This window comes from Acinetobacter sp. YH01005 (assembly GCF_013420465.1).
Taxonomy (GTDB): Bacteria; Pseudomonadota; Gammaproteobacteria; order Pseudomonadales; family Moraxellaceae; genus Acinetobacter; species Acinetobacter amyesii.
Map to the genome: position 1 here is coordinate 1 of NZ_VOYA01000023.1, position 20,656 is coordinate 20,656.

Sequence of the window (20,656 nt, forward strand, 5' to 3'; positions counted from 1 at the left end):
AATAATTCAAGTGAATTTGTTTGAAAGAAGAACTTTAAAAGCTTTATTTTCACCCGATAAAATACCCATAAAACAAGAGGAAGCTCAAATGAGCTTCCTCTTGTGAAAAATTGTGGGACAGCAGTGAGCATGACGCTCCCTTTTTATTGAGTTTATTCAGCTTCCGTTGGGACGAGCATCAGCACAGATTCATTTAATAGCATGGCAATATCTTCTAAGATATCAGCATCATATAAAGATTCGTCTAGCGCTAGACTTTGGCCATCGGCAATGGTTTTTAAATGCACTGCAAATTCGTCTGAGATACAGATTCCTTCGCCATTTGCCCAAAACAAAATATCACCGTCTTGCTCTGTATATAGTAAGCGTGAAGCCGGTTCTAACATGAGTTGATAGCCTTGATCTAAGGCCTCTTCAAGATCACCAGTGCCGATTTCTTCGGCTTCAGGAATATTGTCAGGATATTTAGGTTCTGACATTAAGCTCATGATTGCATCTTCAAGTACGGTTGAATTTTGCAATTGTTCAAATAACTTTTCTTTTAAATACTCAAGTTCATTTTCAGTCACTTGGCCAATCGCACTGATTTGGTCACGTAAAATGTCAGTTAATGGATTTTTAAGTAGAGGATTGTCTGTGAATTTGTCTGTCACTCGATCCATCATTTCAGTGACATTTGGCATGCGGAAGCCAAATGAATAGGTCAGACATTCATCTTCAGCTACGCCATAGTGTGATAGGCCTGGTGGCACATAAAGTAAGTCGCCGGGAGCAAGCACTTCATCAAAATGTACGTCCATTTCTGGTAGTAAGCGAAGTGGTTGACCTTCTACAAATGCAGTATCTGCATCACACATCTGACCCAATTGCCAACGGCGATGACCATAGCCTTGTACGAGGAAGACATCGTAAAAATCAAAATGTTGTCCGACAGAGCCGCCTTTTTGTGCATACGACACCATGATGTCATCACGACGCCATTGCGGAATAAATGAAAACTGCTTCCAAAGCTCGGCTAGATCAAAAGAATAATGATCGACAGCTTGAACCAATAAAGTCCACAGTTTTGGCATTTTTTGAAAATCGGCTTTAAGTAGTGGAGAAGATTTTACTGTCCATTGGTTAGGATCACGATCTTTTTGTTTGATGAGACGTGCAGTGACGTTATCTTCTAAAGCCAATTCAAGAATGTCTTTGGGTTCTAGTATATGGGCAATTTCAGGGAGTGCATTACGAACCAATAATGGTTTTTTCTGCCAATATTCGGCAAGGAATTGTTCAGCGCTGATACCGCCGAGGATGTCAAGAGAATGAGCCATAGCTAAATACATACAATTTCAATGGATATATTGTCCCTTGAGATTCCAGTTTTTAGCAAGGCTCTATTTCATTAAATTATTTCGATTAGCTTGAGACTATTTTAAAGGATTGTCTTTGAGATATTGCATGACTAATTTTTCAACTTCCAAATCATAGCTATTGGCAGCAGCCGTAGTCGCTGAAAATTTCATGAATTGCTCAAAATGTGCATTGGTATCAATTTTAGTATTTTCTTTATCAGACATTAATTTGAAATGATTCGGCATGACTTTTGCCATCATTTCAACATTTTCGGTTTGTAGTTTTAGAAGTTTTTTCACTTCAACTGTTTGTGGTTGAATGCTTTCAAATTTTTGTTTGCCTAGAGCAACTAGTTTATTGATTTGTTGCTCTGGCGTGTTACTACCACCGGTTTTGGTTTTAGTGCCCAGTTGTTGAATGATTTGCTCCTGCATCGCAGCGCCTTGTTGTTCTAGTTCAGCATAGATGAATTTATATTGAACCCACTCATTGACTAAGTTTTTGTTGTATTGCTGAGAGTTGGTCACAGTTTGATTCACTGTATTGGTATGACCGTTTGTCGAACAAAATAGAAGGCTAATGCTAATGAGGCTAGATGAAATTAAATTAAACGTTTTCATGTTTTCAGTTCTTGGTTGTAATAAATAAGTAAGTGACTTTTTAATCATTAGCCCATAAAGAGCTAATGATGTGTTTATTATGCTGTAACAAATAAAGATTTTAAAATTATGGGACTAAGATCTTAAGCTCACGCAAAATATTGCAGAGTTTAATCATCGGCATACCCATGAGTGTAGTTTGGTCTTGCCCGATCATTTCTTCAAATAAGCTAATCCCTAAACTTTCACATTTAAAACTGCCAGCGCAGTGTAACGGTTGTTCAACCTGAACATAACGTTCAATTTCAGGCAAGCTAAGTTTGCGAAACTTCACTTTATAGTGCTCGACAAGGGTTTGTTCAAAACCTGTCGATTTTTGTTGGACACTGAGTGCCGTACTGAAATAAACGATTTTGTCAGAATTGGCTTGAAGCTGCTTAATGGCTTTTTCATCGCAAAGCGGTTTACCGATAAAAATATCTGGTGCGCCTTCGCGCCATGCGACTTGGTCAGAACCAATCACAATCGCGTCTGGGTGTTGGTTTGCAATTGCTGAAGCTTTTTCAAATGCCAGTCGCTTTGCTAACTCATCAGCGTGGTTCTCACCACGAGGTGTTTCGTCTATATCTGGTACGATTGAGAGGTAATCAATCCGTAAACGGTCCATTAGGTCTTTACGGGTTTGGCTGCTAGAAGCCAAAATGATTTTGGAAGTACTCATTACACTGCATATTCCATAAGTACATCAAGCGGTACATAAGACAGCACCGCTTGGTGACACGCTTGTATTTTAATAGGTGGGGCAAATCCTTCTTGATACGCTTCCACCCAGCGAGTCACACAGATACACCAGAAGTCACCAGGTTGTAGTCCTGGAAAACCAACTTCGGGTAAGGGTGTGATTAGGTCATTGCCAACTTTTTGGGAAAAGTTTAAAAATTCAGATGTCATTTGTGCACACATCGTATGCTGACCAAGGTCTGTTGTTGCTGTATGGCAAAAGCCATTTCTAAAATATCCGGTAATCGGATCAAAACAACAGCTTGCCAAGGGTTCGCCTAAAACATTTAAACGATTAATATTTGGGTCTGGATGAATCGACATAAGCGCTGAATCTTTATAAGGCTTTTCGCTATCATAACAAAACTTTGGCTCGACATAGCTTTTCTGCAAAAGAAGCTAACGTTTTTCTGCATAATCATTTAAAATCGTCGCGTTTTGATATCAATAAAAGAGAGTAATGCATGAACTTTCAGCGTATGACTGACCTAGATTTGGCGGGTAAACGTGTTCTGATCCGTGAAGATCTTAACGTACCAGTTAAAAATGGCGTGATTACAAGCGATGCGCGTTTACGTGCGGCGTTGCCAACAATTAAAGCAGCTTTAGAAAAAGGTGCTGCTGTAATGGTGTATTCACACTTAGGTCGTCCTGTTGAAGGTGAGCCTAAAGCAGAACAGTCTCTAGCACCTGTAGCCGCTTATTTAACAGAAGCTTTGGGTCAAGATGTTCAATTGATCACTGACTATTTGGATGGTGTTGACGTTGTGCCAGGTCAAGTGGTTTTACTTGAAAACTGCCGTTTCAATGTAGGTGAAAAGAAAAACAATCCTGAATTATCTGCTAAATATGCAGCACTTTGTGATGTTTACGTTATGGATGCATTTGGTACGGCTCACCGCGCAGAAGCATCGACTGAAGGCGTAGCACGTTGTGCAAAAGTGGCTGCTGCAGGTCCTTTACTTGCTGCTGAGCTTGATGCACTAGGCCGTGCACTTAAAACTCCTGCAAAACCAATGGTTGCGATTGTTGCAGGCTCAAAAGTTTCTACTAAATTAGATGTATTAACTTCACTATCTGACATCTGTGATCAATTGATCGTGGGTGGTGGTATTGCTAATACATTCTTAGCTGCTGCAGGCTTCAATGTTGGTAAATCACTTTGTGAAAATGACTTGATCGACACAGCAAAAGCCATTGCAGCAAAAGTATCTGTACCACTTCCAACAGATGTGGTTGTTGCTGATGCTGCTGAAATTGATTTTGCAGACTTCCTCGGTTCATTAGCTGCTGCAAAAGCTGTTGTGAAAAAAGTTGAAGATGTAACAGACAACGATATGATTTTGGATGTAGGTCCTGAAACTGCAAAAGCATTTGCTGAGATTTTGAAAACTTCAAAAACTATTCTATGGAATGGTCCAGTAGGTGTGTTTGAAGTTGATCAATTCGGCGAAGGCACTAAAGCATTGTCTTTAGCGATTGCTGAATCTGAAGGCTTCTCGATCGCGGGTGGTGGTGATACGCTTGCTGCAATTGATAAATATGAAGTTGCAGACAAAATTGGTTACATCTCGACTGGTGGTGGTGCTTTCCTTGAATTCGTTGAAGGTAAAACTCTTCCTGCTGTAGCGGCGCTTCTTGACCGTGCTTAATTTAGTATTATCAATAAGATAATACAGTATTAAAAAAGGTTGGCTTCGGTCAGCCTTTTTTTATCGCCCATTCATTTTGTCGTCATCAAAGTGCAATATTTCTGCAATAAAATTCATCGCAACACCTAATTCGCAGTAGTAGGAAACAACGATGAACTTAAAACTTGCACTTGCTGTACTTTTAATCGCACCATTAACTTTGACAGCTTGTGCTAAAAAAGAGTCTGCACCAACGGAATCAGAAGCATCTGCTGTTGCCGTAGATAATGCTCAAACAACGCCAGAACAACAAAAAGCCATTGATGAACTTGATAAGCCAGTATTGGATGAAAAGAACCAAGATGTTCCTGCTGAAATTGCAAATGCACCTGCAGACGAAGCAACAGCTGACGCTGAAACAGCCGCTTCAGCAGCAGCAGCTCACTAAGATTGTTGTCTTTATTTAAAAAGTCCCTGCAAATGCAGGGATTTTTTTTTAAATAGTGTTATTTGTTGCTGAATTGAAATGATTGAGCATGTAGAATATGCGGCATTACCTGGGAGGATATTATGGCTCTTATTTCATTGCGCCAGCTCTTGGATCACGCCGGCGAACATGCTTACGGCGTACCAGCATTCAACGTAAACAACTTAGAACAAATGCGTGCAATTATGCTTGCAGCAGATGCAACAAATTCACCTGTAATTGTACAAGCATCTGCGGGTGCGCGTAAGTATGCAGGCGCTCCGTTCTTGCGTCATTTGATTTTGGCAGCAATCGAAGAATGGCCACATATTCCTGTGGTTATGCACCAAGACCATGGTACTAGCCCTGACGTATGTCAACGTTCTATTCAACTTGGCTTCTCATCAGTGATGATGGACGGTTCATTAGGTGAAGACGGTAAAACACCAACTTCATACGAATACAACGTAGACGTAACTCGTCGTACTGTTCAAATGGCACATGCGTGTGGCGTTTCAGTAGAAGGCGAAATCGGTTGTTTAGGTAGCCTTGAAACTGGTATGGCTGGTGAAGAAGATGGTGTAGGCGCTGAAGGCGTACTTGACCATTCTCAGCTTTTAACTTCAGTTGAAGAAGCGCGTTCATTTGTAGCCGATACTAATGTTGACGCACTTGCAATTGCGGTGGGTACTTCACACGGTGCGTACAAATTTACTCGTCCACCTACAGGTGACATCTTAGCGATTGACCGTATTAAAGAAATTCACGCTGCGTTACCAAATACGCATCTTGTAATGCACGGTTCAAGCTCTGTGCCACAAGAATGGTTGGCTGTAATTAATGAATTCGGTGGTAACATCGGCGAAACTTACGGTGTTCCAGTAGACCAACTTGTAGACGCAATCAAACACGGTGTTCGTAAAATTAACATCGATACTGACTTACGTCTTGCTTCTACAGGTGCTATGCGCCGTATGATGGCTGAAAAACCAGCTGAATTTGACCCACGTAAATTCTTCTCTGCAACTGTTGATGCAATGAAACAAATTTGTATCGATCGTTATGAAGCATTTGGTACAGCGGGTAATGCTGACAAGATTCGTCCAATTTCTTTAGAGAAAATGGTGAGTCACTATAAATAATTTGTCTTGAGATAGATTATTTTTGAAGAAAAGCCCACAATTAAGTGGGCTTTTCTTTGATTTGAACTTAGAAAAATTGCTTTAAATACAACTCAAGAATAAGAGCGTGTCATGGAATTGATCTTTGCTGCCGCGATTTGCAGTGTTCTCGTTTCAGTAATTCTAAAACTCTGTCGTGATCGGGGTTTTAACCCTGCACAAATGATCACATGGAATTATGCATCTGCGAGTATTTTATGTTTTCTATGGTTTAAGCCGGATCTAGCCCATATTTCGATTAATAAAACGCCGTGGGTTTTAATTGCGGCTTTGGGTGTATTACTGCCGACGATTTTTTATTGCTTAGCACGCTCACTGCAAACAGCGGGTATTTTAAAAACCGAATTGGCTCAGCGTTTATCTGTTGTGCTTTCTCTTAGCGCAGCCTATTTTATTTTCAGTGAATATTTTAATGCTATTAAGCTCATTGGTATTGCACTTGGTGTACTTGCGGTATTGCTGATTTTATTTTCACAGCGCAAGGGAAGCATTGATGGAAAGCAGGGGATTTTATTTTTATTAAGCGTTTGGGCAGGCTATGCACTGATTGATGTGTTATTAAAATTTGCCTCAGGTTTGGGCATGCAGTTTGCAGTGACTTTAAATCTGGTGTTTATTTGTGCATTTTTACTTTCGAGTATTTATAACATCGTACAGCACGGCAGTTTGGGGCAGACCAAAAATATCCTCGCTGGATTGGGCTTAGGTCTCTTAAACTTTGCCAATATTGCACTGTATGTGAAAGCCCACATGTTGCTTAAAGACACACCTGCAATCGTCTTTGCTGGCATGAATATTTTGGTTGTAGTTTTAGGTGTGGTTGCGGGCCTCATCATCTTTAAAGAAAAATTGAGAGTCGCAACCGTATTTGGTTTGATTGCAGGGATCATGAGTGTGGTTTGCTTAGCATATGCCATGTCTGTCTAAGATAAGTTTTAGCAAAAACGATCGGGTGTTGTAGCAAATCATCCCACTCAGCCACGCCCATGAGCAGTCCTTGATCTCGACAGGTTGGACACTCAGGGCAGTGATGATCAGTATATTGATAAGTATGCAGATACATTTGATGGCAATGACCGCATTCAAACTTCATCGGCATTTGTAGTAAATATGACATGTCCCACCTCTGCTTGATTTGTTATTTTGATTCAAATTATTCAGCAAAGTTCAGACCAATTTATAAATTTTCTATTTTCACATTGTTGCTAAATATGTCGTTATAAAAAAGCCCTCGATTTGAGGGCTTTTGGTTTTAGATGCTTAGTTAACGCGTAAGTTGTTGAAACCGTTGTAAGGTATTTTCAAAATAACATTTACCCACAGCAACAGGGTGCTTCAGAAAATCTTGAGTTTCAATGGTGCCTTGTAATTGACCCGGTTGTTTACAATTTGGGCAGTTTGGATAGCTATGGAGCATATCGCCCGCATATTTTTGTAAATAAACCGTATTGCACGCTTCGCAATGAAATTTCATGGGTAGTTTTATAGCTGTAGGCATAGGGAGAGACCTGAGTATATTTTGAGCAGAATATACGCGATAATTGTTTAAATAATAAGTCCCGAAATGACAAAAAAGAGGCAAAATTGCCCCTTTCGTCGGTTTTATTGAAAGCTTAAAGATGTGTAAAAATTTCTTCAGCATTCAGACGTGATTTAGGTAATTTCGCATTGAAATCATTTTCGCTACGATAGCCTAAAGTCATCAGTACAGAAGGAATCAAGTTTTGTTCAACTAAGCCCAATTCTTCAGAGATGATCGCTTCGTCAAACCCACCAATCGGTGTTGCATCCACACCTTCAATGCCTGCTGCCAAAAGCATTTGACCTAAAGCAATAAATGTTTGGTTTTCAGCCCAACGTTGAATATCACCTTTTTCATTACGATAATAATCGACATAACCTGTACGGCTGTCTTTTTGACCTTGTTTGGCTTTGTCATCTTTAAAGCGACCACTACGATCATCCTGATTTAAAAGATTATCTAAATGCTCTGCAGTGATGTCTGCTTTAGTACAGAATAAAATCGTATGTGATGAATCTAAAACTTTTGGGGCATTGTAGGCATATTTTCCTACTAAGGCTTTGGCAATGCGTTGTTTGGCTGCATCATGATCTGCAATAAAAAAATGCCAAGGCTGAATATTAATGGAAGATGGTGTTAAACGGAGTATTTGTAATAAACGCTCAAATTGTTCCTGTGGAATTTTTTTAGCAGGATTATATGCTTTCGTGGTATAGCGTTGTTTTGATACGTTTAACAGATCCATCGAATATCTCCAGATATAGTTTGCTGTAGTTTAGCGGATAAATGGCCAAATGGTCTAAGGAGAAAATTTTCCAAAGATAGATCTTAGTCGTATATGCTGTACTCATTGGCTAAAAATTAACAGATTTAAGCTGTATGAAGTGCGAATTAGAGTTATATAAAATCATAAGATAGATAAATGCTATTGGTAGTTTTTGCCAAAAGGCGTTTAATCAATTGTAGTTAATCATAGTTTAAGCATGAGACAGCAGCGATGGATTACACCAATCATTTCAAGAAAAAATTAAAAACCGAACAGCAGATTGGTTTATGGGTCGGATTAGCCGATGCTTATGGGACTGAAATAGCTGCAAACGCAGGTTATGACTGGTTGCTAATTGATGGCGAGCATGCACCAAGTGACTTACGGACGACATTGTCGCAATTGCAAAGTATTGCAGCATATCCTTCGCAAGCCGTAGTTCGACCTCCAATTGGTAGTGTGCAACTGATTAAACAATTGTTGGATATCGGTGCGCAAACCTTGCTGATTCCTATGGTTGAAACTGTTGAACAAGCTCAACTTATGGTTAAGGCAGTACGTTATCCACCTGAAGGTATTCGTGGAGTAGGTGCAGCATTAGCACGTGCAACACGTTGGAACAGTATTCCTGACTACTATGCAACTGCACATGAAAATATCTGTTTACTGATTCAGATTGAGTCGGTTGAGGGGATTAAAAACTTAGATGAAATACTGAAAATTGATGGCATCGATGGGGTATTTATTGGTGCGGTGGATTTGTCGGCGACGATGGGTTATCAGGGGAATTCGAACCATCCTGAAGTACAAAAAACCGTGATTGATGCAATTCAGCGTATACGTAAGGCGGGTAAAGCCGCAGGTATTTTGTCGACACAACATGATGTGACTCAGAAATATATCGAGTTAGGCACAGAATTTGTTGCCGTGGGTGTCGATACCAGTGTGCTCATGAATTCGTTACGAGAGCTTTTATCGAAGTATAAAACCGATACCCAAGTAATGAAAACAGAAGGTGGTTACTAAGCGGTACAGCCTTGGTTATATTATTTACTGTGTGGGTAATTAATTTACTCGTTGGTTAAAAAAATTAATTCAATAATTTTAGCAAAAGTAGTGGCTTAGAGTATATATAAGTCCTACTTTTGCTAATCAAAGCGCAATATTGTATACTTCTGCTTAACTCGAAGCGGGTAATGTTCCTGCTTATCTTTTTTTATTTAGCTGATTGTGATTTATCTGTATTCAAGCTTCTGACTTGAATCTTATCTTTGTAACTACAGAATTATTATTCCAAACCCGATTGATTAATCTCTTTGTTCTGTCACAAAAAGCTCACATGTTGAGTAAATCTTTTGAATATTTTAAATACTTGGCAAACTGCCAAAGCCGTAAATGGCGACGAAATTAATGTAAAACTGGTGCCTTTGAAACGTCAACAAAATACCAATGCTGGTTTAATTTGGGTTGATGTTGGGCAAATGATTGAATTAGAAACAGGCGAAACCTTTAACCTGAATCTAGATGGCAAAAGCTTCTATACTGGCCCAAACCAGCTATATCGCCTAGCCTAAAAGCAAAAAACAGCAGATCATCTGCTGTTTTTTTGTGCTTAATTAAAAGTCTACGTTTGCATGGTCTGGATACGTATATTAATCAAATATGATGGTAAGTTTTTCTAAAGGCTCACGATTAGAAAGCTATGGGCTAGTAAGACCAAATTTTTAATTTTAAATCGCTTACAGATGGGTTTTCACCAATCTCTAATATTTGAGCTTGCTCTGCACGCCAATCCCCTAAAACGATACGCGGTTTGCCATGCACATCATGTATTTGGGGGCGGTGGGTATGTCCATGAATCAGTAGATCGGCATGCTCTAAAGCTTTTTCTACAGCTTCGGCATTTACATCCATGATTTCATAAGATTTAACTTGCTTGGTTTCTGTACTTTTTTTGCGGAAGCCATTGGCGATTTTTTGTCGAATGCTAAGCGGTAAGCTCTTTAAGAAACCTAAAAGCAAAGGATTACGAATCACTTTACGAAACTTTTGGTAAGACACATCATCGGTGCAAAGTAAATCGCCATGTTCGAGGCGAATTTTATAGTTGCTAATGTGGAGATAATCAACGTCTTGTAATAATTGACCGTGAAATTTATCTAAAAACTTTTGACCCAATGCAAAGTCACGATTACCTACTTGGAAATAAATTTGATTTCCCAAAGCAGTAAAATCTTTAAGCGCTGCAATGATTTCGTCTAACCATGGGGCAGTAAAGTCATCACCAATCCAAGCATTAAACCAATCACCTAAAATATACAGCTGGGTATTTTGAGTTTTGTATTGTTCTAACAAAGCTAAAAACCCCCGAACGAGTCGAGGGTGTTCAGGTGACAAATGTAAATCAGCGATAAACAGATAGGTCACGAATCTTTTCCTTTGAATCTCCCTAAATCCCTCTTTAAAAAAGAGGGACTTTTCCTCCCTTTTATAAAGGGAGGTTAGGAGGGATTCTTATTCAGAAATGATTTTAGCTGATTCAATTACAACGTTCTCTAGAGGAACGTCTGCGTGGTAGCCACGGTTACCAGTGCGAACGCTTTTGATTGCGTCAACAACGTCAAGACCTTCAACTACTTTACCAAATACTGCATAGCCCCAACCTTGCGCTGTTTTACCAGTGTGGTTAAGGAAGGAGTTGTTTTTCACGTTAATGAAGAATTGAGCTGAAGCAGAGTGAGGTGCTTGAGTACGTGCCATAGCGATCGTACCAACATCATTGCTTAAACCGTTGTCAGCTTCGTTTTCAATAGAATCACGAGTTGTTTTTTCTTTGAAGTTTTCATCCATGCCGCCGCCTTGGATCATGAAACCATCAATAACACGGTGGAAAATCACGCCGTCATAGAAACCATCGCGAACATACTGTAAGAAGTTTTCAGCAGTTTTAGGTGCTTTTTCAGTGTTAAGCTCAAGAACAATACGACCTTTATTGGTGTTTAATTCGACTTGAGGAAAACTCATTGTGTAATCTCCTGTACATGGACATGAAAGCCATGGGTTTTTTGGTTGTGAGAAGCATAAGCAAACTGTAAACTACAAGGCAAGTAAAAACGTTACTTTCTTTGTTAAAAATAAAGAAAAGCGTTTTAATTATCCTAATTTTATCTTTATAGAAGTGATTTTATTACCATGAAGCCAAACGATGTTGTTTCATCCCTGCCTAACAATCCGACAACCAAGAACAATGCCCCTGTCGAAGCTGCGCAGCAGGAACAACAGCCAGGCTTAGATTTTGTACGTCAAGTCATTACAGATGATTTATCTGCAGGTCGTACTGAACAAGTTGTAACACGTTTTCCACCAGAGCCAAATGGCTACCTACATATTGGTCATGTAAAAGCTATTTGCCTAAACTTTGGTATTGCTCAAGAATTCGCAGGTCTATGTAACCTCCGTTTTGATGATACAAACCCGGATGCCGAAGAGCAAGAGTATGTAGACGGTATTGCCAATGACGTGAAATGGCTAGGTTTTGAGTGGAACGGCGAGCCACGTTATGCATCAAGCTATTTTGATCAGCTTTACACTTGGGCAGTGCAATTGATTGAACAAGGTGATGCTTATGTGGATTTGCAGAGCCCTGAAGAAATCAAACTGAACCGTGGTAATTTTGTGGAGCCGGGTAAAAATTCGCCGCAACGTGATGCTAGCGTAGAAGAAAACTTAGCGCGTTTTGAACAAATGCGTAATGGTGAGTTGGGAGAAGGTCAGGCAGTACTACGTGCCAAAATTGACATGACTTCACCTAACATCCATATGCGTGATCCTATTTTGTATCGTATTTTGCATTCTGAACATCACCAAACTGGTGATAAATGGAAAATGTACCCAATGTACGACTATGCGCATCCATTATCAGATGCCATTGAAGGGGTTACGCATTCACTGTGTACACTAGAGTTTGTTGATCATCGTCCATTCTATGACTGGGTTGTCGAGAAAGTTAAATCACCATCTGTACCGCGTCAGTACGAATCAAGCCGCCTAAATGTAGATTACACCATTACCTCTAAACGTAAATTACGTAAATTGGTTGAAGGTGGATTTGTGAATGGTTGGGATGATCCACGTATGCCGACCGTTGTGGGTATGCGCCGTCGTGGTTTTACACCTGAAGGTCTACGTGACTTCTGTAAACGTGTTGGCGTAACTAAAGTCGATGGTAGTATTGTTGATGTTGCAATGCTTGAATACTGCATCCGTCAGTCTTTAGAAAATACTGCTTCGCGTGGCATGGCTGTGTTGAATCCACTCAAAGTGACTTTAACTAACTTGCCTGAAGCGATGGATTTGGTGCATGCACGTCATCCAAACGTAGACATGGGTGACCGTATCATTCCGTTAACTCAAGACATTTACATTGATCGTAAAGACTTTGAAGAAGTTGCGCCTAAAGGCTTTAAACGTCTGATTCCGGGCGGTGAAGTGCGTTTACGTCATGCGTATGTGATTAAGTGTGATGAAGTGATTAAAGACGAGAACGGTGAAGTGGTTGAATTGAAATGTTCAATTGACCCTGAAACTTTAGGTAAAAACCCTGAAGGCCGTAAAGTGAAAGGTGTTGTACATTGGGTTTCTGCAAGCAAGGGTATTGCAGCGGAAGTTCGTATCTACGACCGTTTATTCACTGAATCAGACCCTGAAGTGGGTGATGACTTCCTTGCAAACTTAAATCCAGAATCACTTAAAGTGGTTCAAGCGGTCATTGAGCCTGCATTGGCAGAAGCAAAACCTGAAGATCGTTTCCAATTTGAACGTGAAGGTTACTTTGTTGCAGATCAGTTTGATCATACAGCTGAAAAACCAGTGTTTAACCGCATCTTAGATTTGAAAGACAGTTTTAAACCGGGTAAATAAAATCTTAGTTTTTAAAGGGATTCATCTTTGAATCCCCAATAGGTTAAGATCAAGTAGGTTAAGATTAAGCTCAACTTCGGTTGGGCTTTTTTCATTGTTGAGATGGTTCATTAAGGCAGTACAGAGGGGAAATAAGTGATCATTCGAAATAAAAATAATAGCTTTAAACTTTTATTTGCATGGCATGGCACGATACTCCCAAAAGTCATGCCTGCTTTAGCCGTCGTGGTGAGTTTGTCGGCGATTTTGGTGTATCTAAGTGCTGCACATTACCTGAATACGCCCGAAGTTCCAGCCATCGGGTTTACTATCTTTGGGGTAATTCTGTCGATTTTTTTGAGCTTTCGAAATACTGCCTGTTATGACCGTTGGTGGGAAGGTCGCAAGCTTTGGGGCACATTGATTGCCAATACACGCCACATGATTCGGGATAGTCATGTACTTGAAGATGAGCAAAGAACCGTGTTGATGTACCGCATCATGCTGTTTTGCAATTTGTTACGTGATCGCTTACGCTATGAATCACAAGATATTGTACATTTTAAAGACGGTGTAGATTTAACGGAGCAGCAATGGCAGCAATGCCGAGACAATATCAATGCACCACAGTATTTACTTGAAATTATTCAAAAAGATTTAGTCAAAACCTATAAACAAGGTCAGATTACAGACATTATCTACAGCACGCTCACACGTCATACCGTAGCGATGGGTGATATCCATGCAGGCTGTGACCGTATTATGACCACGCCATTGCCATTTTCGTATTCGGTGCTTTTACATCGCGCGGTGTATTCATTTTGTCTGATTTTACCATTTAGCTTAGAGGCCAGTTTAGGGATATGGACACCTGTCATTGTGGCATTGATTGCATATTTATTTTTAGGGTTGGATGCGTTAAGTGCAGAGCTGGAGGAGCCTTTTGGTTTGCAGGAAAATGATTTACCGCTGGATTCGATTGTACGGAATATTGAGCGTGAAATATTTAGTAGTTTAGAGGTGGATCTGCCACCGCTGATTAAGACTTTTAACAGTAACCTAAGATAAGTTTTGGCCTAATTTTCAGATAAATTGGGCGATACATACCACGCATATTGATGCTGGAAAAAATCGTCCAAGTGTCGCATAAAAGCCTGTACTTTAGGCGGAACAAAATGTCGATGCGGAATTACCACATAGATTGCTGTGCTTTGAACAGGGATCTTGGGTAGAACTTGGATGAGCTGGCCAGATTGTAAATCTTCATCCACATGCCAGATGGAGTGGTTTGAGATGCCTAAACCTGCAAGTGCTGCTTGGCGTACGCCTTCACCTGAGTTGATATGAACTTGTCCTGAAACAGGTATATTTATGTTGTGTTGATCTTGGACGAATGTCCAAAGCTGCGAAACACCCTTAGGGTATTTCTGTAAAATGCATTGGTGTATAGAGAGCTCTTCTAGAGAGCGAGGTTCGCCATGTTGCTCGATATAGTTTGGCGAGGCACACAAAATACGACGGTTTAAGCTAAGTGGTTTAGCAATCAGCGATGAGTCTTCTAGTTGACCAATACGTATCGCAACATCGATACCTGCGGAGACCAAATCTAAATTTTGATCGGTCTGTTCAATATCCAAAGTCAATGTTGGATGCAACTTGGCAAAGGCTGCAAATACTGGCCCTAAGATACGATTTCCAAAAACTTCTGAACAGGTGATTTTTAATACCCCACTAAGTTGTTGTGGTTCAGGCTGAAATTGGCCTAGCAGAGAATTAAATTGTTCGAGTAAGGGAAAACCTTGTTGCAATAAAACAGCACCCTCCTGTGTTAAATGTAGTTGCCGTGTAGTGCGATGAAATAAGCGCAGCCCTAAACTTTGTTCAAGTCTGTGTAGACGGCTACTAGCGACAGAAACAGAGAGATTGGCTTCTTTGGCAGCTTGACTGATTGAACCCAGTGCCGCCATTCGTGTGAATAAGTCGAAATCTTCAGTTAGCATTATCAATATAATCAAGAAAGTCTTTCTCGATATTCAGGGTTTTCTGATAAACATCTGTACTTATTCTGTGTATAAATTAAACACAGGAAATCACCATGAACTATCACAACCTAGGGCAATCTGGCTTACAAGTTTCAGAGTTCGGCTTTGGTGCAGGTACATTTGGCGGGCAAGGCCCTATTTTCTCTGCATGGGGGCAATCGAGTTTAAATGATGCCCAACGTATGATTGATCTGTGTATTGATCAAGGCGTGAATTATTTCGATACCGCAGATGCTTACTCAAATGGTGCCTCAGAGCAGATGCTCGGTGCATTACTTCAATCAAAACGCCAAGAGGTGATTATTTCCAGCAAAGTGGGTATCCGATTGAATGATGGAATCAATCAAGGTGGATATTCTAGAAGCTATTTAATTCAAGCCGTGGAGGCGAGTTTAAAGCGGTTAGGCACAGATTATATCGATGTGCTGCAGCTGCATCAGTTTGATAGCACGACGCCACTTGAGCAGCTGATGCGCAGTTTAGATGACTTGGTACATAGTGGAAAAGTTCGCTATATCGGTGCATCGAATTTTTCAGGCTGGCAGCTTATGAAAGCACAGTCGATTGCCCAACAGCATGGCTATGAAAAGCTAAGTGTGCATCAAGTCTATTATTCTTTGATTGGACGTGACTATGAATGGGAGTTGATGCCTGCGCAGCATGATCAACAGATTGGTGCAGTGGTTTGGAGTCCGCTGGGCTGGGGGAGATTAACTGAAAAATTTGATCGTGAGCATGCGATTCCAAAGCATAGCCGGCTGCATGAGACCGCTCAATTCGCACCGCCAGTTCAACACGAAAAGTTATTTGCAGTGTTAGATGTAATGCAAGAAATTGCCATGGAAACAGGGCACTCTATCCCACAGATTGCATTGAATTGGCTGAAAACCAGACCGACTGTGTCTAGTATTTTGATAGGCGCACGTAATGAACAGCAACTGTTGGATAACCTTGCGGCGAAAGATTGGTCGTTAAGCGTAGAGCAGTTAGCCCGATTAGACGCAGTCAGTGCAGTGTATCCACCTTATCCATACTATCCCTATTGGAATGGGCAATTTACAGAGAAGAATCCCACGCTAGTGACATCAGCATTTATTACAGAACATACAGCATAATAGGGCAATAACAATTCAGTGGTAGGCAATAATCAGTTCTCTGTGCTATCACTGAATAAAATTAAAATACTGTAGGAATGCTGATGAGTGTCGTGATTGAAACCCAGATGTTAATTCGTAAGTCCATCAATATCGTATTTAATGCTTTTGTTGATCCTTTAATAACACAGCATTTTTGGTTTAGTGCATCGAGTGGCTATCTAGAAGAAGGTAAAACCGTGCAATGGACTTGGCAGAAATATAATGCAGTCGCCGATGTAGACGTGCTGAGTATTAAGGAAAACAAATTAATTCAAATACAGTGGGGAGAACCAAAAACTCAAGTCGATTTTATTTTTGAGCAGATTAGCCCGATGGAAACCTACGTTCGTATCAAAAATTCAAAGATTCCTCTGCAAGGTCAGGCATTAATTGATTTTATTATCGATAGTACAGGTGGTTTTACAACGGTTTTGGATGCAGCCAAAATTTATTTAGAACATGGCCTGCAAAGCAATTTGGTTGAAGATAAATTTCCACCTTTTAGCAATGCGAACTTTTAGCAATGTGAAGAGTGACCAAAATTAAGCATGACATCTGATACGCGGTAAGCAGAATCTTGTGTATTGGCACAAGATTTCTAAGCAATGTGCTGATGTATTGAAATTTGATAAAGCCACGGTTCAATGCTGCTGCAGTGAATTAACGATTTTTATGTTCTTCACGCTTTAAATAGGTATAAACCGGCATTTGCATTTTGGCTTTTTCGCGCAGTTTCTTTTTAATATAGAACACCAGTGCAAAGCAAGTGGTGGTCACGGTTAGCATCATACTGCTCATAAAGCTCATCAGAGAACTGACATAGCCAATCGTGGTGAGTCGGTTCATCATACGGAACACTTGAGGACTACTTTCAACGCCGGTAATAGCCCATGTGCATAAGTGTTCACAGTTATTAATAATCAGATGATAGTTGTTTTCATGCATACGTGAGCGCATGCGACGCACCACTTTACGACCTTTAAATTTTGGATTGCTATATGACTGAACGATAATTTTTTTGCCGTGGCTGAAATTTTCGATAGAAGTCATTTCAATTGGATGTTTTTTGAAAAGGTGTGCAAAACCAGAGTAGTGAATGACTCTACCGCGGCCGGCATATATGCCATGATGGCTATAACCGAAGTGTTTAACAATCAGATGTGTTCCAAGAGGAAAACCATCTTTCTGCACGTGCATGAATTTACCAGTCCTACTTTAAATCCGAATTATTTTTAAAGATTAGTCTACTTTTAATCTGTGAATTAATCGACTATTTTAGCGATGATTTAGCTAAAATTTGTTCGATTTTTAACGTGCACTATGGATAGGGTCATGCTTGGTCTTCAATTAACCTCAATGTTTAAAAAAATGCGCTTTATGATGCTGCTCGGTCTGATTTTCTCACCGAGTATTTCCTATGCCAATATTCAAGCGAAACGTGTCAGTCAGCCTATTGCCGTGGATGTGGTTGAAATTTCCGATCTGAGTCAACTGAAGCTCTATTTATATGATACACAGCAGCAGCCATATCAAGACCTACAGCGACTAAAGCAGGTATTAGCGCGTAAGTGTAATACGATGAACTTCGCAATGAATGCCGGGATGTATCATGCAGACTTAGCACCTGTTGGTCTATACGTTGAAAATGGAGTGCAGAAAAAAGCCTTGAATCGTGCAACACGAGGCTTTGGTAATTTTTTAATTCAGCCGAATGGTGTTCTAGCATGGAATGGCAAGCAAGCGGTGATATCAACCACACAAAAATATGCTTCCACAGATTTTAAGGCACGTTATGCAACGCAGTCAGGCCCGATGCTAGTGGTAGATGGAAAAATCAATTCAAACTTTATCCCACAGTCAGATTCATTGAAAATCCGCAATGGTGTGGGGATCAAAAACGGCAAGTTGTATTTTGTGATCAGTCGTGAAGGCGTGTCGTTTTATGCATTTGCACAATATTTTAAGCAGCAATTATCGATTAACAATGCCTTGTATTTAGATGGATCTGTGTCTAGTGCAGATATTCAAGCATTGAATAGACATGATTCAAGTTTGAAAGCTTTAGGGCCAATTGTAGCGTATACAACAGCATTTCAATGCAAACAATAAAAGCCCGAATGGTCGGGCTTCATGTATACAGTCTTTAGATTGATAGCAACTACTGTTTATTTGCCGACTAAACCTAAAAAGGTACTTTGGGTTTGGCACATTTGAATGGCTTGTTCTTTAGATTGTTGCTTGATACTTTCTTCAAACTGTTTTTTCTGTTCTTTGATTTGCTCTTCGTTTAAGCCCATTTGTTTCGATAAGGCTTCGAGTTTATCCCAAGATTCTTCGCATTCTTTGGGAATTTGGCTACAAGCACTTAGACTAAGTATGCAGCAGGCGATTAGGCAAATTGTTAATTTATTCATGTTCATTCCTTTAGTTTTTATATCAATGCTGTTTAGAGGTCTTCGGCATCATATTTGATGCAATATTAGGTTTTATTGTCGTGTGTTTAAAAATTAGACATCACTGAGTTGCCTTGGAGCATAGCATAAAAGCTGTAAATAGCGATGTGGCCAATCCACAAAACCTAATCTGTAAATAAGCGGCATACTTTTGATTAGACTAAAAAATGAAAAAGGCACTCTGTAAAACAGAATGCCTTGTTTGAACATTGAATGTTCAGACTCTACTGTAGAGGTAGATGCTGGATTTCATTTAATTCCTTACGGCTATAACCGCGCGAAGCGAGCACTTTTTTAATACCGAGGATAACATCTTCATCTGTTGCCTTTGTAAGAGCAGCAATAAGCTGTTCATTGGTTTTACAAGAGCAATCATTTTCAACACAGGCAATTTGATTCTTATGCCCGTTTTGCTGTTCATTAGCGAACAACTTATGCCAAAAACTCATAGAGCCTTCATTTGCGACCTAACATAGGACGAAATATAACCAATCCAATAAATAAAGCAAGACTACTAAAGTGAAATTTTAGCCACTTGAATCATCATTTTTTCGATTGGACTTTTAGAATCTTTGCCTAATTGATATAAAAAGGCATCCATTACACCGCATGTGGCGAGAAAATAAAGCTTTTTTAGTATATAAAAAAGGAGCTTTTAGAAAGCTCCTTTTATGACAACAACATGACTTGAAATAATTTGTTTAAATCTTCTCAAGAAACACACCAGACTCTACATGGTGTGTATAAGGGAATTGATCAAACAAGGCAAATTTACTGATTTTATGCGTTTGTGAAAGCAGTTTAAGATTGTCATGTAAAGTATCTGGGTTGCATGAAATATAGATAATGCGTTCAAAACGTTGCAACAGTTTTAGTGTTTCATCATCGATACCTGCACGCGGTGGATCGACAAATACCGTATCGAAGTTATAGCTTGAAATTTCAATCTCAGCTTCTTCAAGGCGGCGGAATGTACGTTCAGCATTGTAGGCTTGGGTAAACTCTTCAGCTGATAGACGAGCCACTTGGATATTATCAATGCCATTTTGCTCAATATTCCACTGTGCTGCATAAACTGAAGACTTGGCTAATTCTGTTGCCAAAACGCGATTAAAGCGTGTAGAAAGTGGCAGCGTGAAATTACCATTACCACAGTAGAGCTCAAGTAAGTCTTTGTCTGAGTGATCCGCAACCTGACACGCCCATTCCAGCATTTTTTGACATACGCCGGCATTTGGCTGTGTGAAGCTACTTTCAATTTGTTTATACTGATATTTACGGTCAAATACTTGGAGTTCTTCAACCACATAGTCATCAGTTAAAATCACGCGCTGACCACGACTACGACCATAAATCTTGATATTGAGCTTTTCAGACAGCGCTTTGGCAGCAACTTCCCATTCAGCATTGAGTGGGCAACGGTAAACCAATGAAACCAGCATTTCACCTTTCAGCGTTGCTAAGAAATGAACCTCAAATAATCGGCTAGATAAGATCTCTTGTGCCTTGAGTTCATTTAATAATACGGGCATTAAATCATTAATGCTTTTATCTGCAATCGGGAAATCTTTAATTTCTACAACTTGTTTTTCATTGTCTGCATTGCGTTCAAACATTGCATAGAACATATCATTTTCAGTATGCCAAATTCGGAATTCCGCTCGCATACGAAAGTTTTGTTCAGCAGAAGGAAAAACTTCTAAAGAGGGAGGGTTGTATTCTGAAAATTGAGCCGTAATGCGGGCAACTTTGGCATCAAGTTGTTGCTGATAAGTTGAAGTCATATGCAGTAAAAAATCGCAAACATATTAAAAAAAGTCATGTTAGCAAAATTCACCTT

The 20,656-nt window shown here is 39.9% G+C and carries 24 protein-coding genes; 11 read left to right on the forward strand and 13 right to left on the reverse strand.

Features of this window, described 5'->3' with window-relative positions; translation table 11 throughout:
- Positions 1-152: 152 nt before the first annotated feature.
- From FTT72_RS13485 to FTT72_RS13500, 4 genes are all read right to left on the reverse strand, one after another.
- A complete protein-coding gene (locus FTT72_RS13485) occupies positions 153-1,319 on the reverse strand; it encodes a cupin domain-containing protein (RefSeq protein ID WP_180178539.1) in 1,167 nt (388 codons plus the stop codon).
- 96 nt (positions 1,320-1,415) lie between these two features.
- Positions 1,416-1,961, reverse strand: coding sequence for a hypothetical protein (locus FTT72_RS13490; RefSeq protein WP_162689708.1), 546 nt, complete (start codon positions 1,959-1,961; stop codon positions 1,416-1,418).
- 106 nt (positions 1,962-2,067) lie between these two features.
- Positions 2,068-2,661 (reverse strand): nucleoside triphosphate pyrophosphatase, encoded by a 594-nt coding sequence (locus tag FTT72_RS13495; RefSeq protein WP_078193512.1) that lies wholly within the window; start codon positions 2,659-2,661, stop codon positions 2,068-2,070.
- A complete protein-coding gene (locus tag FTT72_RS13500; RefSeq protein ID WP_078193708.1) occupies positions 2,661-3,044 on the reverse strand; it encodes a DUF2237 family protein in 384 nt (127 codons plus the stop codon). The genes FTT72_RS13495 and FTT72_RS13500 overlap by 1 nt, the downstream gene beginning before the upstream one ends.
- A 140-nt stretch (positions 3,045-3,184) precedes the next feature.
- Between FTT72_RS13500 and FTT72_RS13505 the strand changes: the two genes are divergently transcribed.
- From FTT72_RS13505 to FTT72_RS13520, 4 genes are all read left to right on the forward strand, one after another.
- Entirely contained in the window at positions 3,185-4,372 is a 1,188-nt protein-coding gene (locus tag FTT72_RS13505; RefSeq protein WP_180133083.1) for a phosphoglycerate kinase, read from the forward strand.
- Positions 4,373-4,523: 151 nt separating this feature from the next.
- Entirely contained in the window at positions 4,524-4,799 is a 276-nt protein-coding gene (locus FTT72_RS13510; protein WP_078193510.1) for a hypothetical protein, read from the forward strand.
- Between the two features lie 122 nt (positions 4,800-4,921).
- The gene (gene fba / locus FTT72_RS13515; protein WP_078193509.1) at positions 4,922-5,959 is read left to right on the forward strand and encodes a class II fructose-bisphosphate aldolase; all 1,038 of its coding nucleotides are present in this window, start codon (positions 4,922-4,924) and stop codon (positions 5,957-5,959) included.
- Positions 5,960-6,070: 111 nt separating this feature from the next.
- Positions 6,071-6,925 (forward strand): EamA family transporter, encoded by an 855-nt coding sequence (locus tag FTT72_RS13520; RefSeq protein WP_078193508.1) that lies wholly within the window; start codon positions 6,071-6,073, stop codon positions 6,923-6,925.
- A gap of 337 nt (positions 6,926-7,262) precedes the next feature.
- Here FTT72_RS13520 and FTT72_RS13525 read toward each other — a convergent pair whose 3' ends face one another.
- Both FTT72_RS13525 and nfsB read right to left on the reverse strand, forming a co-directional pair.
- Positions 7,263-7,496 (reverse strand): hypothetical protein, encoded by a 234-nt coding sequence (locus tag FTT72_RS13525; RefSeq protein WP_078188692.1) that lies wholly within the window; start codon positions 7,494-7,496, stop codon positions 7,263-7,265.
- A gap of 115 nt (positions 7,497-7,611) precedes the next feature.
- A complete protein-coding gene (nfsB, locus tag FTT72_RS13530; protein ID WP_180023792.1) occupies positions 7,612-8,265 on the reverse strand; it encodes an oxygen-insensitive NAD(P)H nitroreductase in 654 nt (217 codons plus the stop codon).
- A gap of 252 nt (positions 8,266-8,517) precedes the next feature.
- On the opposite strand from nfsB, the gene hpaI reads away from it, so the two are divergent.
- On the forward strand, positions 8,518-9,312 hold the full coding sequence (gene hpaI / locus FTT72_RS13535; RefSeq protein ID WP_168379673.1) for a 4-hydroxy-2-oxoheptanedioate aldolase: 795 nt from the start codon (positions 8,518-8,520) through the stop codon (positions 9,310-9,312).
- Positions 9,313-9,641: 329 nt separating this feature from the next.
- Positions 9,642-9,860, forward strand: a complete 219-nt coding sequence (locus FTT72_RS13540) for a transposase (protein WP_111883736.1) — start codon at positions 9,642-9,644, stop codon at positions 9,858-9,860.
- 133 nt (positions 9,861-9,993) lie between these two features.
- Here FTT72_RS13540 and FTT72_RS13545 read toward each other — a convergent pair whose 3' ends face one another.
- The gene (locus tag FTT72_RS13545; protein ID WP_180178540.1) at positions 9,994-10,713 is read right to left on the reverse strand and encodes a UDP-2,3-diacylglucosamine diphosphatase; all 720 of its coding nucleotides are present in this window, start codon (positions 10,711-10,713) and stop codon (positions 9,994-9,996) included.
- An 87-nt stretch (positions 10,714-10,800) separates the two neighbouring features.
- Positions 10,801-11,310, reverse strand: a complete 510-nt coding sequence (locus tag FTT72_RS13550) for a peptidylprolyl isomerase (RefSeq protein ID WP_078193500.1) — start codon at positions 11,308-11,310, stop codon at positions 10,801-10,803.
- Positions 11,311-11,478: 168 nt separating this feature from the next.
- Here FTT72_RS13550 and FTT72_RS13555 point away from each other — a divergent pair, with 168 nt between their 5' ends.
- Entirely contained in the window at positions 11,479-13,206 is a 1,728-nt protein-coding gene (locus FTT72_RS13555; RefSeq protein WP_180004641.1) for a glutamine--tRNA ligase/YqeY domain fusion protein, read from the forward strand.
- A 135-nt stretch (positions 13,207-13,341) separates the two neighbouring features.
- Entirely contained in the window at positions 13,342-14,253 is a 912-nt protein-coding gene (locus tag FTT72_RS13560) for a bestrophin family protein (RefSeq protein ID WP_180022134.1), read from the forward strand.
- Between the two features lie 8 nt (positions 14,254-14,261).
- Here FTT72_RS13560 and FTT72_RS13565 read toward each other — a convergent pair whose 3' ends face one another.
- Entirely contained in the window at positions 14,262-15,185 is a 924-nt protein-coding gene (locus tag FTT72_RS13565; protein ID WP_180178541.1) for a LysR family transcriptional regulator, read from the reverse strand.
- A gap of 95 nt (positions 15,186-15,280) precedes the next feature.
- Between FTT72_RS13565 and FTT72_RS13570 the strand changes: the two genes are divergently transcribed.
- Together FTT72_RS13570 and FTT72_RS13575 are read left to right on the forward strand one after the other, a co-directional pair.
- Positions 15,281-16,342 carry an aldo/keto reductase gene (locus FTT72_RS13570; RefSeq protein WP_180178542.1) on the forward strand — a complete coding sequence of 354 codons (1,062 nt, stop codon included), beginning with the start codon at positions 15,281-15,283 and terminating at the stop codon, positions 16,340-16,342.
- 83 nt (positions 16,343-16,425) lie between these two features.
- Entirely contained in the window at positions 16,426-16,884 is a 459-nt protein-coding gene (locus FTT72_RS13575; protein WP_372491103.1) for an SRPBCC domain-containing protein, read from the forward strand.
- Between the two features lie 139 nt (positions 16,885-17,023).
- Here FTT72_RS13575 and FTT72_RS13580 read toward each other — a convergent pair whose 3' ends face one another.
- Complete coding sequence (locus tag FTT72_RS13580; protein ID WP_111883727.1) at positions 17,024-17,560, reverse strand: lecithin retinol acyltransferase family protein; 537 nt, start codon at positions 17,558-17,560, stop codon at positions 17,024-17,026.
- A 135-nt stretch (positions 17,561-17,695) separates the two neighbouring features.
- On the opposite strand from FTT72_RS13580, the gene FTT72_RS13585 reads away from it, so the two are divergent.
- On the forward strand, positions 17,696-18,472 hold the full coding sequence (locus tag FTT72_RS13585) for a phosphodiester glycosidase family protein (RefSeq protein ID WP_257233437.1): 777 nt from the start codon (positions 17,696-17,698) through the stop codon (positions 18,470-18,472).
- A 56-nt stretch (positions 18,473-18,528) separates the two neighbouring features.
- Here the strand turns inward: FTT72_RS13585 and FTT72_RS13590 are convergent, their stop codons facing one another.
- From FTT72_RS13590 to trmA, 3 genes are all read right to left on the reverse strand, one after another.
- On the reverse strand, positions 18,529-18,777 hold the full coding sequence (locus FTT72_RS13590) for a hypothetical protein (RefSeq protein ID WP_180041590.1): 249 nt from the start codon (positions 18,775-18,777) through the stop codon (positions 18,529-18,531).
- Between the two features lie 263 nt (positions 18,778-19,040).
- Positions 19,041-19,265: a hypothetical protein gene (locus tag FTT72_RS13595; protein WP_168378613.1), complete on the reverse strand. Its 225-nt coding sequence runs from the start codon at positions 19,263-19,265 to the stop codon at positions 19,041-19,043.
- Between the two features lie 252 nt (positions 19,266-19,517).
- Positions 19,518-20,600 carry a tRNA (uridine(54)-C5)-methyltransferase TrmA gene (trmA, locus tag FTT72_RS13600; RefSeq protein ID WP_078193491.1) on the reverse strand — a complete coding sequence of 361 codons (1,083 nt, stop codon included), beginning with the start codon at positions 20,598-20,600 and terminating at the stop codon, positions 19,518-19,520.
- Positions 20,601-20,656 lie beyond the last annotated feature (56 nt).

Bases quoted from the DNA above. Each gene is read 5' to 3' on its own strand.
- FTT72_RS13485 (WP_180178539.1), bottom strand. From the start codon at position 1,319: ATGGCTCATTCTCTTGACATCCTCGGCGGTATCAGCGCTGAACAATTC.
- FTT72_RS13490 (WP_162689708.1), bottom strand. From the start codon at position 1,961: ATGAAAACGTTTAATTTAATTTCATCTAGCCTCATTAGCATTAGCCTT.
- FTT72_RS13495 (WP_078193512.1), bottom strand. From the start codon at position 2,661: ATGAGTACTTCCAAAATCATTTTGGCTTCTAGCAGCCAAACCCGTAAA.
- FTT72_RS13500 (WP_078193708.1), bottom strand. From the start codon at position 3,044: ATGTCGATTCATCCAGACCCAAATATTAATCGTTTAAATGTTTTAGGC.
- FTT72_RS13505 (WP_180133083.1), top strand. From the start codon at position 3,185: ATGAACTTTCAGCGTATGACTGACCTAGATTTGGCGGGTAAACGTGTT.
- FTT72_RS13510 (WP_078193510.1), top strand. From the start codon at position 4,524: ATGAACTTAAAACTTGCACTTGCTGTACTTTTAATCGCACCATTAACT.
- fba (WP_078193509.1), top strand. From the start codon at position 4,922: ATGGCTCTTATTTCATTGCGCCAGCTCTTGGATCACGCCGGCGAACAT.
- FTT72_RS13520 (WP_078193508.1), top strand. From the start codon at position 6,071: ATGGAATTGATCTTTGCTGCCGCGATTTGCAGTGTTCTCGTTTCAGTA.
- FTT72_RS13525 (WP_078188692.1), bottom strand. From the start codon at position 7,496: ATGCCTACAGCTATAAAACTACCCATGAAATTTCATTGCGAAGCGTGC.
- nfsB (WP_180023792.1), bottom strand. From the start codon at position 8,265: ATGGATCTGTTAAACGTATCAAAACAACGCTATACCACGAAAGCATAT.
- hpaI (WP_168379673.1), top strand. From the start codon at position 8,518: ATGGATTACACCAATCATTTCAAGAAAAAATTAAAAACCGAACAGCAG.
- FTT72_RS13550 (WP_078193500.1), bottom strand. From the start codon at position 11,310: ATGAGTTTTCCTCAAGTCGAATTAAACACCAATAAAGGTCGTATTGTT.
- FTT72_RS13555 (WP_180004641.1), top strand. From the start codon at position 11,479: ATGAAGCCAAACGATGTTGTTTCATCCCTGCCTAACAATCCGACAACC.
- FTT72_RS13565 (WP_180178541.1), bottom strand. From the start codon at position 15,185: ATGCTAACTGAAGATTTCGACTTATTCACACGAATGGCGGCACTGGGT.
- FTT72_RS13570 (WP_180178542.1), top strand. From the start codon at position 15,281: ATGAACTATCACAACCTAGGGCAATCTGGCTTACAAGTTTCAGAGTTC.
- FTT72_RS13575 (WP_372491103.1), top strand. From the start codon at position 16,426: ATGAGTGTCGTGATTGAAACCCAGATGTTAATTCGTAAGTCCATCAAT.
- FTT72_RS13580 (WP_111883727.1), bottom strand. From the start codon at position 17,560: ATGCACGTGCAGAAAGATGGTTTTCCTCTTGGAACACATCTGATTGTT.
- FTT72_RS13585 (WP_257233437.1), top strand. From the start codon at position 17,696: ATGCTTGGTCTTCAATTAACCTCAATGTTTAAAAAAATGCGCTTTATG.
- FTT72_RS13590 (WP_180041590.1), bottom strand. From the start codon at position 18,777: ATGAATAAATTAACAATTTGCCTAATCGCCTGCTGCATACTTAGTCTA.
- FTT72_RS13595 (WP_168378613.1), bottom strand. From the start codon at position 19,265: ATGAGTTTTTGGCATAAGTTGTTCGCTAATGAACAGCAAAACGGGCAT.
- trmA (WP_078193491.1), bottom strand. From the start codon at position 20,600: ATGACTTCAACTTATCAGCAACAACTTGATGCCAAAGTTGCCCGCATT.